10 protein-coding genes are annotated in these 13,644 nt (G+C 59.9%); 1 reads left to right on the top strand and 9 read right to left on the bottom strand.

The genetic code is table 11. The features are described from left to right. The 9 genes from sucD to sdhC form a co-directional block, all read right to left on the bottom strand. Positions 1 to 882 (bottom strand): succinate--CoA ligase subunit alpha, encoded by an 882-nt coding sequence (sucD, locus tag M5B99_RS23440; RefSeq protein ID WP_019692317.1) that lies wholly within the window; start codon positions 880 to 882, stop codon positions 1 to 3. After that, the gene (sucC, locus tag M5B99_RS23435; RefSeq protein WP_103498765.1) at positions 882 to 2,048 is read right to left on the bottom strand and encodes an ADP-forming succinate--CoA ligase subunit beta; all 1,167 of its coding nucleotides are present in this window, start codon (positions 2,046 to 2,048) and stop codon (positions 882 to 884) included. Before sucC ends, sucD begins: the two co-directional genes overlap by 1 nt. A gap of 336 nt (positions 2,049 to 2,384) precedes the next feature. Further along, a complete protein-coding gene (gene lpdA, locus M5B99_RS23430) occupies positions 2,385 to 3,824 on the bottom strand; it encodes a dihydrolipoyl dehydrogenase (RefSeq protein WP_248806294.1) in 1,440 nt (479 codons plus the stop codon). A 109-nt stretch (positions 3,825 to 3,933) separates the two neighbouring features. Further along, a complete protein-coding gene (gene odhB, locus M5B99_RS23425) occupies positions 3,934 to 5,160 on the bottom strand; it encodes a 2-oxoglutarate dehydrogenase complex dihydrolipoyllysine-residue succinyltransferase (protein ID WP_248806293.1) in 1,227 nt (408 codons plus the stop codon). A 42-nt stretch (positions 5,161 to 5,202) separates the two neighbouring features. Then, a complete protein-coding gene (locus tag M5B99_RS23420) occupies positions 5,203 to 8,034 on the bottom strand; it encodes a 2-oxoglutarate dehydrogenase E1 component (RefSeq protein WP_248806292.1) in 2,832 nt (943 codons plus the stop codon). Positions 8,035 to 8,327: 293 nt separating this feature from the next. Beyond that, complete coding sequence (locus M5B99_RS23415) at positions 8,328 to 9,032, bottom strand: succinate dehydrogenase iron-sulfur subunit (RefSeq protein ID WP_248806291.1); 705 nt, start codon at positions 9,030 to 9,032, stop codon at positions 8,328 to 8,330. 12 nt (positions 9,033 to 9,044) lie between these two features. Further along, positions 9,045 to 10,817, bottom strand: a complete 1,773-nt coding sequence (sdhA, locus tag M5B99_RS23410; protein WP_248806290.1) for a succinate dehydrogenase flavoprotein subunit — start codon at positions 10,815 to 10,817, stop codon at positions 9,045 to 9,047. A gap of 3 nt (positions 10,818 to 10,820) precedes the next feature. Next, complete coding sequence (gene sdhD, locus M5B99_RS23405) at positions 10,821 to 11,189, bottom strand: succinate dehydrogenase, hydrophobic membrane anchor protein (RefSeq protein WP_248796889.1); 369 nt, start codon at positions 11,187 to 11,189, stop codon at positions 10,821 to 10,823. Further along, the gene (gene sdhC, locus M5B99_RS23400) at positions 11,183 to 11,557 is read right to left on the bottom strand and encodes a succinate dehydrogenase, cytochrome b556 subunit (protein ID WP_248806289.1); all 375 of its coding nucleotides are present in this window, start codon (positions 11,555 to 11,557) and stop codon (positions 11,183 to 11,185) included. The genes sdhD and sdhC overlap by 7 nt, the downstream gene beginning before the upstream one ends. 363 nt (positions 11,558 to 11,920) lie before the next feature. On the opposite strand from sdhC, the gene gltA reads away from it, so the two are divergent. Next, a complete protein-coding gene (gene gltA, locus M5B99_RS23395) occupies positions 11,921 to 13,210 on the top strand; it encodes a citrate synthase (protein WP_191485189.1) in 1,290 nt (429 codons plus the stop codon). The last annotated feature ends 434 nt before the right edge of the window (positions 13,211 to 13,644 follow it).

Here is a 13,644-nt window from a genome sequence, read left to right as displayed (position 1 = left end):
TTACTTGACAGCCCAACCGGTCAGCTCGGCCAGGGCCTTGCCGATGTCTGCCAGCGAACGCACGGTTTTCACACCGGCGTCTTGCAGGGCCGCGAACTTCTCGTCCGCAGTGCCTTTGCCGCCGGAGATGATTGCGCCCGCATGGCCCATGCGCTTGCCCGCAGGGGCAGTCACACCAGCGATGTAGGAAACAACCGGCTTGGTCACGTGTGCCTTGATGTAGGCCGCAGCTTCTTCTTCAGCCGAACCGCCGATCTCGCCGATCATCACGATCGCTTCGGTCTTCGGGTCTTCCTGGAACAGCTTCAGGATGTCGATGAAGTTCGAGCCCGGGATCGGGTCACCGCCGATGCCGACGCAAGTCGACTGACCGAAACCGGCGTCAGTGGTCTGCTTCACAGCTTCGTAGGTCAGGGTGCCGGAACGGGAAACGATACCGACCTTGCCTGGCAAGTGAATGTGACCTGGCATGATGCCGATCTTGCATTCGCCTGGAGTGATCACGCCTGGGCAGTTAGGGCCGATCAGGATCACGCCCAGTTCGTCGCACTTGACCTTGGCGTCCAGCATGTCCAGGGTAGGAATGCCTTCGGTGATGCAGACGATCAGCTTGATGCCGCCGAATGCCGCTTCCAGGATCGAGTCCTTGCAGAAAGGAGCTGGAACGTAGATCACGCTGGCGGTGGCGCCAGTCGCGGCTACAGCATCTTTCACGGTGTTGAACACGGGCAGGCCCAGGTGCTCGGTGCCGCCTTTGCCCGGAGTTACGCCACCGACCATCTTGGTGCCGTATTCGATCGCTTGCTGGGTGTGGAAGCTACCCTGCGAACCGGTGATGCCCTGGCAGATAACCTTGGTGTCTTTATTGATCAGGACGCTCATTATTTGCCCTCCGCAGCTTTGACAACTTGTTGAGCAGCGTCGGTCAGGCTGGTAGCAGCGATGATGTTCAAGCCGCTTTCTGCCAGTACTTTAGCGCCCAGTTCAGCGTTGTTGCCTTCAAGGCGAACAACAACCGGGATTTTCACGCCGACTTCTTTCACCGCGCCGATGATGCCTTCGGCAATCATGTCGCAGCGAACGATGCCGCCGAAGATGTTGACCAGTACGGCCGCGACGTTGGTGTCGGACAGGATGATCTTGAACGCTTCAGTTACGCGTTCCTTGGTTGCACCACCGCCCACGTCGAGGAAGTTGGCTGGTTTGCCGCCATGCAGGTTGACGATGTCCATGGTACCCATGGCCAGGCCGGCACCGTTGACCATGCAACCGATGTTGCCTTCCAGGGCCACGTAGTTCAGTTCGAACTTGGCAGCATGCGCTTCGCGCGGATCGTCCTGGGACGGATCGTGGAAGGTTTTCAGCTTAGGCTGACGGTACATGGCGTTGGCGTCGATGTTGATCTTGGCATCGAGGCAATGCAGATCGCCGTCGGCCTTGATCACCAGCGGGTTCACTTCCAGCAGGGCCAGGTCGTGATCCTTGAACAGCTTGGCCAGACCGACGAAGATCTTGGCGAACTGAGTCACTTGCTTGCCTTCCAGACCCAGCTGGAAGGCCAACTCGCGACCCTGGAATGGCTGAGCGCCAACCAGTGGATCGATGGTGGCCTTGAGGATTTTCTCAGGGGTGTCGTGCGCGATTTTCTCGATGTCCACGCCACCTTCGGTGGAAGCCATGAACACGATGCGACGGCTCGAACGGTCAACGACAGCGCCCAGGTACAGCTCTTTAGCGATATCAGTGCACGACTCAACCAGGATCTTGGTGACAGGCTGGCCATTGGCATCAGTCTGATAGGTCACCAGACGCTTGCCCAGCCACTGCTGTGCGAAGGCTTTTGCGTCTTCTTTGCTGCGAACCAGCTTAACGCCGCCCGCTTTACCGCGACCACCAGCGTGGACCTGGGCTTTGACAACCCATTCGGTACCACCGATCTTGTCGCAAGCTTCTGCTGCTGCTTCCGGGGTATCTACCGCAAAACCCTGGGATACTGGCAGGCCGTACTCAGCGAACAGCTGCTTACCCTGATACTCGTGAAGATTCATGCTTTTTACCGTCTTCGTTAGGTACTGCGCATTCGGTGCTGCACTGATTGCAGTGCCGCACCACCTGTGACTGCTGCTCGCGCCGTCTTCCGGTTGCCCGGCCCGACGACGCAAGACTGCGTCCGGCGGACGTTCCGCGGTGAGTCTTGCGCGCAAGGCTCACGACGGGCAAACCGCCGTGGTTTCTTATTATCCAACGGACAGCGTGAAAACTACTGCGCTCAAAAATACTGCGTTAAAAACAGGTTCGGAATGCTCATTGACTAAAGTCAACTGTGCTTCCTCAGCTGTTTTCGCCTTGTCTTTTTTTCGCTCGCTACGTTTTCACGCAGTCCTTTAGCGTTTTTTCTTGTTGGCAATGTGGATGGCGCCGCCATTCACTGCCAGTGCCGCTTCGTGCAATGCTTCGGACAGGGTCGGATGGGAGAAAACCATCATGCCGATGTCCTCGGCACTGGTGCCGAATTCCATACCGATCGCGCCTTGCTGTACCAGCTCGGCAGCGCTTGGGCCAATCACATGGACGCCCAGGACACGGTCGGTCTTGGCATCGGCGATGACCTTGACGAAACCGCCGGTATCGTTGGCTGCCATGGCACGGCCACTGGCGGCGAACGGGAAGGTGCCGATGTTAACTTCAACGCCTTCGGCTTTCAAAGCCTGTTCGGTTTTACCGACCCATGCAATTTCCGGGTGGGTGTAGATAACCGACGGGATCAGGTCGTAGTTCATCTGGGCTTTGTGGCCCTTGATGCGTTCTACAACCATGATGCCCTCTTCCGAGGCCTTGTGTGCCAGCATCATGCCACGAACCACGTCACCGATGGCGTAGACGCCCGGCACGGTGGTGGCGCAATGATCGTCAACGTGGACGAAACCGCGCTCGTCGAGGGTCACGCCGCAATCAGCCGACAGCAGGTCGGTGGTCACTGGGCGACGACCGACGGCCACGATCAGTTTGTCGAAGGTGATGGTCTGTTCGCCGGCGGAGTCGGTGTAGGTCACCACCACTTCCTTGCCCTTGTTGACCTTGGAACCGGTCACGCGAGCGCCCAGCTTGATGTCCAGACCTTGTTTGGTCAGGGTTTTCAGCGCTTCCTTGGAGATGGCGGTGTCGGCAGCCATCAGGAAGGTGTCCAGCGCTTCCAGTACAGTCACTTTGGCGCCCAGACGGGACCAGACGGAACCCAGTTCCAGGCCGATCACGCCGGCACCGATCACGCCCAGGCGCTTCGGTACGGCCTGGAACTCCAGGGCGCCGGTCGAATCGACGATGACGTTCTGGTCGACCGGAGCCGGTGGAATGTCGATCGGACGCGAGCCTGGAGCCAGGATCACGTTCTCGGCTTCGATCACTTCAACCGTGCCGTCAGGCTTGGTTACTTCAACTTTCTTGCCAGCCAGCAGCTTGCCGTGGCCCTGGATCGAAGTCACGCCATTGGCCTTGAACAGCGTCGCCACGCCGCTGGTCAGGTTCTTGACGATATTGGCCTTGCGACCCACCATCGCCGGCACGTCCATTTTCACCGCGCCGGTGGAGATACCGTGGATGGCGAACCCTTCGGTGGCTTCATGGAACTTCCAGGAGCTGTCCAGCAGCGCCTTGGACGGAATGCAGCCAACGTTCAGGCAAGTACCGCCGAGGGCCAGCTTGCCCTCTTTATCCTGGTACTTCTCGATGCAGGCAGTCTTGAGACCAAGTTGCGCTGCCTTGATGGCGGCTACATAGCCGCCAGGGCCCGCGCCAATCACTACCACGTCGAATTTCTGGGTCATGTGTCATTCCTTATCGAATCAAACCGGACGGCCCCTCGTGGGGACCGTCGTGGGACGAAGCTGATCGTTTAAGCGGGCAAGGCACAAGCGCCCTGCCCCTTGGGTGCAATCAGATATCCAGCAGCAGGCGAGCCGGGTCTTCCAGCAGGTTCTTGATAGTCACCAGGAAAGACACCGCTTCCTTGCCGTCGATCAGACGGTGATCGTAGGACAGCGCCAGGTACATCATCGGCAGGATCACCACTTCACCCTTGACCGCCATCGGGCGCTCATTGATGTTGTGCATGCCCAGGATGGCGGCTTGTGGCGGGTTGACGATCGGCGTCGACAGCAGGGAACCGAATGTACCACCGTTGGTGATGGTGAACGTACCACCGGTCATTTCGTCGATGGACAGCTTGCCGTCACGGGCTTTCTTGCCGTAGGTGGCGATGCCGTTCTCGATTTCGGCCAGGCTCATCAGCTCGGCGTTGCGCAGGACCGGGACCACCAGGCCACGATCGCTGGACACCGCGACACCGACGTCGGAGTAGCCGTGGTAAACGATGTCGCCGCCGTCGATGGAAGCGTTGACGGCCGGGAAGCGTTTCAGCGCTTCGGTGGCCGCTTTCACGAAGAACGACATGAAGCCCAGACGCACGCCGTTGTGGGTCTTCTCGAACAGGTCCTTGTACTTCGAACGCAGGTCCATGATCGGCTTCATGTTCACTTCGTTGAACGTGGTCAGCATCGCCATGTTCGACTGCGCTTCAACCAGGCGCTTGGCCACGGTGGCGCGAACGCGGGTCATCGGGACACGCTTCTCGACGCGGTCGCCGGCAGCGAACACGGGGGCGGCGGCAGCTGGAGCAGCAGCCTTGGCCGGTGCGGCGGCAGGTGCGGCTTTCTTGGCGGCAACAGCAGCCACCACGTCTTCCTTGGTCACGCGACCGCCTTTGCCGGTGCCGGCAACGGAAGCGATATTGATGCCGTTTTCTTCAGCCAGCTTGCGTGCCGCCGGTGCAGCCACCGGATCGTCTTCGCCGGCAGCGGCCGGAGCAGCCGCCTGGGCAGCAGCAGCTGGAGCAGCGGCGGCGGCAGGGGCGGCAGCGGCAGCGCCGCCTTCAACGATGGAGCCCAGGACTTCGTCGGACAGAACGGTGTCGCCTTCGTTCTTGACGATAGCGCCCAACACGCCGTCAGCGGTAGCCAGTACTTCCAGGACCACTTTGTCGGTTTCGATGTCGACGATCAGGTCGTCACGCTTGACAGCTTCGCCCGGTTTCTTGTGCCAGGTGGCAACGGTGCCATCGGCAACCGATTCCGGGAAAGTGGGGGCTTTGATCTCGATAGCCATTATCTGTGGTTCCTTAAATTCGGTTTCAGGTGCGCGAAGGCGTTAAACAGTAAAGGCATCTTGCAGCAGTTTTTCCTGCTGCTCAGCGTGCATCGATGCATAACCACAAGCCGGTGCAGCAGAGGCGTCACGGCCGGCGTACTCAAGTACCAACGACTTGTTGTGCCCGCCAACGATGCGACGCATGTGATGCTGGCTGCTGTACCAGGCGCCCTGGTTCATCGGTTCTTCCTGACACCAGACGATGTGCTTGAGGTTCTTGTACGGCGCCAGGATTTCGATCAGGTCGTCTTCCGGGAACGGATACAGTTGCTCGATACGCACGACGGCGATGTCGTCACGGCCTTCGGCACGACGTTTTTCCAGCAGGTCGTAGTAGACCTTGCCGCTGCACAGAATCAGACGACCGACCTTTTTCGGGTCCAGGGCGTCGATTTCCGGGATAACGGTCTGGAACGAACCTTCGGCCAGATCTTCCAGCGTGGAGATGGCCAGCTTGTGGCGCAACAGCGACTTCGGCGTCAGCACGATCAGCGGCTTGCGCAGCGGACGGATGACCTGACGACGCAGCAGGTGGTAGATCTGCGCCGGGGTGGTCGGCACGCAGACCTGGACGTTGTGCTCGGCGCACAGCTGCAGGTAGCGTTCCAGACGGGCCGAGGAGTGCTCCGGCCCCTGACCTTCATAACCATGCGGCAACAGCATGGTCAGACCGCACAGACGGCCCCACTTGTGCTCGCCACTGGTGATGAACTGGTCGACAACCACTTGGGCACCGTTGGCGAAGTCGCCGAACTGGGCTTCCCAGATCACCAGCGCTTCCGGCGTGGTGGTCGAGTAACCGTATTCGAACGCCAGCACGGCTTCTTCCGACAGGAACGAGTCGTACAGGTCGAAGCGTGGCTGACCTTCGTAAAGGTGCTGCAGCGGAATGTAGGTGCCCGCGTCTTTCTGGTTGTGCAACACGGCATGACGGTGCGAGAACGTACCGCGACCGATGTCCTGGCCAGTCATGCGGATCGGGTGACCTTCGAACGCCAGGGTTGCGTACGCCATGGTTTCGGCGTAACCCCAGTTGATCGGCAGGCCGCCGGCTTGCATCTTCTGACGGTCTTCGTAGATCTTCGCGACCTGGCGCTGGACCACGAAGCCTTCCGGGATTTCCAGCAGCTTGGCGGACAGTTCCTGCAGGGTCTTCAGATCGAAGCGGGTGTCGTGACGTGCAGTCCACGCGTGACCCAGGTATGGGCGCCAGTCGACGAACAACTCCTTGTTCGGTTCCTTGACCAGGCTTTTTACCACGTGCAAACCATTGTCCAGGGCGTTGCGGTATTCGTCGATCTTCGCCTGGACACGCGCTTCGTCCAGCACCTTGGCCTGGACCAGGCGCTCGGCATACAGCTCACGGGTGGTGCGCTGCTTGGTGATCTGCTGATACATCAACGGCTGGGTGCCGCTAGGCTCATCCGCTTCGTTGTGACCACGACGACGGTAGCAGACCAGATCGATCACCACGTCGCGCTTGTACTGCATGCGGTAGTCGATGGCCAGTTGGGTCACGAACAGGACGGCTTCCGGATCATCGCCATTCACATGGAGGATCGGCGCCTGGATCATCTTCGCAACGTCGGTGGCGTACTCGGTGGAACGCGAGTCCAGCGGGTTGCTGATGGTGAAACCGACCTGGTTGTTGATCACGATGTGCACGGTGCCGCCGGTCTTGAAACCGCGGGTCTGCGACATCTGGAAGGTTTCCATGACCACGCCTTGCCCGGCGAACGCAGCGTCACCGTGGAGGGAGATCGGCAGAACCTTGTCACCGGTCGCATCGTTGCGACGATCCTGACGGGCGCGAACCGAACCTTCGACCACCGGGGAAACGATTTCCAGGTGGGACGGGTTGAACGCCATGGCCAGGTGAACTTCACCGCCGGTGGTCATCACGTTGGACGAGAAGCCCTGGTGGTATTTCACGTCACCGGAACCCAGCTCGACCTTCTTCTTGCCTTCGAACTCGTCGAACAGCTCGCGCGGGTTCTTGCCGAAGGTGTTGACCAGTACGTTCAGGCGGCCACGGTGGGCCATGCCGATCACGATTTCCTTGGTGCCATAGGAACCGGAACGCTGGATCAGCTCGTCGAGCATCGGAATCAGGCTCTCGCCGCCTTCCAGACCGAAACGCTTGGTGCCCGGGTACTTGGTGCCCAGGTACTTTTCCAGGCCTTCGGCGGCGGTGACGCGCTCGAGCAGGTGGCTCTTGATTTCCGCGGAGAAGGTCGGACGGCCGCGCACGCTTTCCAGACGCTGCTGGAACCAGTGGCGTTGTTCGGAATCGACGATATGCGTGAATTCAGCGCCGATGGTGCGGCAATATGTCTGCTGCAACGCTTCGTGAATTTCGCGTAGGCTCGCTTCCTCTTTGCCGATGAACAGGTCGCCGGCACGGAAGGTCGTATCAAGATCGGCATTGGTCAAGCCGTAATGATTGATCGACAGGTCTGCGGGTGCAGGACGCTGCCACAGTCCCAGCGGGTCGAGCTGGGCTGCTTGGTGGCCACGCATCCTGTAGGCCTGGATCAATCGCAGCACTTCAACCTGCTTCTTCTCGTGCTCACTGCTCACGCTGCCGGCGGAAACCGGTTGGGCGCGGCGCTGGTTCTTTGCCAGCAAGACGAAATGGTCGCGGATTGTCGAGTGCGAAACATCGGTGGCAGCGTTGCCGTCAGCGGGCAACGTCTGAAATTTGGTGCGCCACTCTTCTGGCACAGCGTTAGGGTCGTGCAGGTAGAGCTCGTAGAGCTCTTCCACATAGGCAGCGTTACCACCTGAAAGATAGCCGCTGTTCCACATGCGCTGCATCACGCTTTCTTGCATGCTTGGTCACCCTCGGTTAGGGGACACCACCGGCGAAAACACCACGCATGCTTGCAAAAGTCCGAATGCAGCGACCAAAACAAGCCACTTGGGATCACGCTGATAGTCCGGGTACCAGCCCGGATGCCCCTGCTGGTCTCATTTCTTCAAAAATAAGAGCCACAGCTTTATGAGCCGTTGCTCTGGTTATAGCCGGGGCGCGGGTTGAAGCCCGCGCCCTGGCCTTTCTACGGTTACAGCGGTGCCACTCTTTACAACAACCGATTTACAACAGCCAGGTTACAGCCGCTGAATCACACGCCGCTTTGCAGCAGCATGTTACGGATGTGACCGATGGCCTTGGTCGGATTCAGGCCTTTCGGACATACGTTGACGCAGTTCATGATCCCGCGGCAGCGGAATACGCTGAACGGGTCATCCAGCGAAGCCAGACGCTCGCTGGTCTTGGTGTCGCGACTGTCTGCCAGGAAGCGGTACGCTTGCAGCAGGGCGGCCGGGCCGAGGAACTTGTCCGGGTTCCACCAGAAGGACGGGCAGGAAGTCGAGCAGCAAGCGCACAGGATGCACTCGTACAGACCGTCCAGCTTCTCGCGCTCTTCCGGAGTCTGCAGACGCTCGATGGCCGGAGCCGGCGTGTCGTTCTGCAGGAATGGCTTCACCTTCTCGTATTGCTTGTAGAAGATGCTCATATCGACGACCAAGTCACGGATCACCGGCAAACCAGGCAGTGGACGCACCACCAGCTTGTTGCCCTTGACCACGGCGGACAGTGGCGTGATGCACGCCAGGCCGTTCTTGCCGTTGATGTTCATGCCATCGGAACCGCACACGCCTTCACGGCACGAGCGACGATAGGAGAAACCTTCGTCCTGCTCCTTGATCAGGGCCAGAACGTCCAGCACCATCAAGTCCTTGCCACCGGTGTCGACCTGGAAAACCTGGGTTTTCGGCGCGGAGTCGGTGTCCGGGTTGTAACGATAAACTTCGACTTGCAACATATCGATCACCCTTTAGTAAGTCCGGACTTTTGGTTCGAAAGTCGGAACGGTCTTCGGCGAGAAGTTAACGGCACGCTTGGTCACACGCTTCTCACCCGGGAAGAACAGGGTATGGCACAGCCAGTTTTCGTCGTCGCGCTCTTCGAAGTCTTCACGGGCGTGAGCGCCGCGGGACTCTTTGCGATGCTCAGCGGCAATCGCCGTGGCTTCGGCTACTTCCAGCAGGTTTTGCAGCTCGAGGGCTTCGATACGCGCGGTGTTGAAGGCCTGGGACTTGTCGTTGATCTTGACGTTGGCAATACGCTTGCGCAGGTCAGCCAACTGGGCGATACCCTTCTGCATGTATTCGCCGGTACGGAATACACCGAAGTAGTTCTGCATGCAGCTTTGCAGCTCGCGACGCAGGGTTGCCACGTCTTCGCCGTCGGTACGCTCGTTCAGGGCGGACAGACGTGCCAGTGCCGCCGTGATATTGGCGTCGGTGGCGTCGTCGTAGTCGATACCGTCGGTCAGGGCTTTTTCCAGGTGCAGGCCGGCCGCACGGCCGAAAACCACCAGGTCGAGCAGCGAGTTGCCGCCCAGGCGGTTGGCACCGTGAACCGATACGCACGCCACTTCACCGACCGCGAACAGGCCCGGAATGATGGTGTCGGCGCCGTTGGCGTCCTGGGTGATCGCCTGACCATGGATGTTGGTGGCAACGCCGCCCATCATGTAGTGGCAGGTCGGAACGACCGGAACCGGAGCAACGACCGGGTCGACGTGGGCGAAGGTCTTGGACAGTTCGCAGATACCTGGCAGGCGGCTGTGCAGCACTTCCTCGCCGAGGTGATCGAGCTTGAGCAGCACGTGGTCGCCATTCGGGCCACAGCCGTTGCCGGCGATGATTTCCTTGACCATCGAACGGGCTACCACGTCGCGACCGGCCAGGTCTTTCGCGTTCGGCGCATAACGCTCCATGAAACGCTCGCCGTGCTTGTTGATCAGGTAACCGCCTTCACCGCGGCAACCTTCGGTGACCAGTACACCGGCACCGGCGATGCCGGTCGGGTGGAACTGCCACATTTCGATGTCTTGTACCGGCACGCCAGCACGCAGGGCCATGCCGACGCCGTCACCGGTGTTGATCAGGGCATTGGTGGTGGACGAGTAGATACGACCGGCACCGCCGGTGGCCAGCACGGTAGCCTTGGCGCGGATGTAGCTGGTTTCGCCGGTTTCGATGCAGATGGCGATCACACCGACGAACGCGCCGTCCTGGTTCTTCACCAGATCGACCGCGTAGTACTCGTTCAGAAACACGGTCCCGGCTTTCAGGTTGCCCTGATAAAGGGTGTGCAGCAACGCGTGACCGGTACGGTCGGAAGCGGCACAAGTACGTGCGGCCTGGCCGCCCTTACCGTAATCCTTCGACTGACCGCCGAATGGACGCTGATAGATACGACCCTGCTCGGTACGCGAGAACGGCATGCCCATGTGGTCCAGCTCGTAAACAGCAGCCGGGCCTTCCTGACACATGTATTCGATAGCGTCCTGGTCACCGATATAGTCGGAACCCTTGACGGTATCGTACATGTGCCAGCGCCAGTCATCGTTCGGGTCGGCCGAAGCGATGGCGCAGGTGATGCCACCCTGGGCGGATACGGTGTGCGAACGGGTCGGGAACACCTTGGTGATCACGGCCGTCTTGTGACCGCCCTGGGCCAGTTGCAGTGCGGCACGCATGCCCGCGCCGCCGCCGCCAATGATGATGGCGTCGAAAGAAATCGTTGGAATGTTAGCCATGGATCAGATACCCCAGAGAATCTGCACACCCCAGACGAAGTACGCGAACATCGCAACGCCGCATACCACCTGGAAAAGGAAACGCACCGCTGTCGCGGACTTGCCCAACGCCATTTGCGTCAGGTAGTCGGTTGCAATGGTCCACATGCCGACCCAGGCGTGAGCGCCCAGGGCCACCAGGGCCAACAGACTGAAGATGCGCATCCCGTTGTGGGCGAACAGGCCGTGCCACTGGGCGTAGCCCAGGCCCGGGTTCGCAATGACGTATCCGATCAGGAAGATGAAATAAGCCGCGAGAACGACCGCCGACACGCGCTGTGCCATCCAGTCATAGAGGCCCGAACGCGAGAGGTTTGTGACGTTGGTTACCATATCCAGACTCCTGCCAGAACGATCAGCACCACGGAAATGGCAATGACGATTTTCGAGCCCAGCTTGCCGCCTTCCAGCGTTTCACCGATGCCCATGTCCATGATCAGATGGCGCACGCCGGCAACCATGTGATACAGCAAGGCGGACAGGATGCCCCAAATCACTAGCTTGGCTAGCGGACTGGTCAGACACGCTTTCACCTGACCGAAGCCTTCCTCGGAGCTCAGCGACGTGTCCAATGCGTAAAGCATGATGGCCAGGCTGACAAAGAGGATGACACCGGAAATACGGTGAAGAATGGACGTGTAAGCAGTGACTGGGAGTTTGATGGTCCTTAGGTCTAGGTTTACAGGTCGTTGGCTTTTCACGGCTTTTTTTTCACTGATGAGCCCTAACGATCAGGGCAAAGTTGTTGGGCAAGTGCACTGGTCAGGTACCCACCACCCAGGGAGTGACGACCCCCAGTAAAACAGGCCCAAAAGCCTCTGGCGGTCGGCTGCCGAGTATAGACAGTTAGGCTACTAATGACAACGCAAAGGACTACCCCTAATAGCGCATTGCGCTAGCCGGATAAAAGGCGTAAATAGCCGTCAATTTCGAGGAAAAGCCCTGCCCAAAGCCGCCTACGACAAGACTTTTGGCAAATTGACATTCGAATTTATCTCACTATAGTGGTGCGGGCCCTGCGTGGGGGGCCTGTCTGATGATTTCAAGCATAAATAGGAGGCCACATGGCTGACAAAAAAGCGCAGTTGATCATCGAGGGCGCAGCCCCCGTCGAGCTGCCCATTTTAACCGGCACCGTTGGTCCCGATGTAATCGACGTGCGGGGCCTGACGGCCACGGGCCGGTTCACATTCGACCCTGGCTTCATGTCGACCGCTTCCTGCGAGTCGAAGATCACCTATATTGATGGCGATAACGGCATCCTGCTGCACCGCGGCTACCCGATCGAGCAACTCGCCGAGAAATCGGACTACCTGGAAACCTGCTACCTGCTGCTCAACGGCGAACTGCCGACGGTCGAGCAGAAAGCCCAGTTCGTCAGCACCGTGAAGAACCACACCATGGTGCACGAACAGTTGAAGACCTTCTTCAACGGTTTCCGTCGCGATGCCCACCCGATGGCCGTGATGTGCGGCGTGGTCGGCGCCCTGTCGGCTTTCTACCATGACTCGCTGGACATCAATAACGCCCAGCACCGCGAGATTTCCGCCATTCGCCTGGTCGCCAAGATGCCGACCCTGGCCGCGATGGTGTACAAGTACTCCATGGGCCAACCCATGATGTACCCGCGCAACGACCTGTCGTACGCGGAAAACTTCCTGCATATGATGTTCAACACCCCGTGCGAGATCAAACCGATCAGCCCGGTGCTCGCCAAGGCCATGGACCGGATCTTCATCCTCCATGCCGACCACGAGCAGAACGCCTCGACCTCCACCGTGCGCCTTGCGGGTTCTTCGGGCGCCAACCCGTTCGCCTGTATCGCCGCCGGTATCGCCGCGCTCTGGGGCCCTGCCCACGGCGGCGCGAACGAAGCGGTCCTGACCATGCTCGATGAAATCGGCGATGTTTCGAACATCGACAAGTTCATCGCCAAGGCCAAGGACAAGAACGATCCGTTCAAGCTGATGGGCTTCGGTCACCGGGTCTACAAGAACCGCGACCCGCGCGCCACCGTGATGAAGCAGACCTGTGATGAAGTCCTTCGCGAGCTGGGCATCAACAACGATCCGCAGCTGGAACTGGCCATGCGTCTCGAAGAGATCGCCCTGACCGATCCGTACTTCATCGAGCGTTCACTGTACCCGAACGTCGACTTCTACTCGGGGATCATCCTCAAGGCGATCGGCATTCCGACCAGCATGTTCACCGTGATCTTCGCCCTGGCGCGGACCGTGGGCTGGATCTCCCACTGGAAGGAAATGCTCTCCAGCCCGTACAAGATTGGCCGTCCGCGCCAGCTGTACACCGGCTACGAGTCGCGTGACATTACCAAGCTGGAAGACCGCAAGTAACACCTGCCTTGCACTAGCGTCTTGGCTACACCGGAAACGGCCTCTTGATAGAGGCCGTTTCTGTTTGTGGCGCACTGCTGGCCCCTGCGGCATCTGTCAGGACGCCTTCGCGGGCAAGCTCCGCTCCCACAATGTTCCGCGCCCGACCGAAAGCCCACGGCCCGCACACCACTCCCTGTGGGAGCGGAGCTTGCCCGCGAAGAGGCCCTGCCAGACACTCCCACAATGCTCCGCGCCCGCCCGAAAGCCCACGGCCCGCACACCACTCCCTGTGGGAGCGGAGCTTGCCCGCGAAGAGGCCCTGCCAGACACTCCCACAATGCTCCGCGCCCGCCCGAAAGCCTGCGGCCCGCACGCCACTCCCTGTGGGAGCGGAGCTTGCCCGCGAAGAGGCCCTGCCAGACACTCCCACAATGCTCCGCGCCCGACCGAAA

The sequence above is a fragment of the Pseudomonas sp. MWU13-2100 genome (assembly GCF_023242365.1).
Lineage (GTDB): Bacteria > Pseudomonadota > Gammaproteobacteria > Pseudomonadales > Pseudomonadaceae > Aquipseudomonas.
This window is presented reverse-complemented; position numbering and strand designations above follow the sequence as displayed.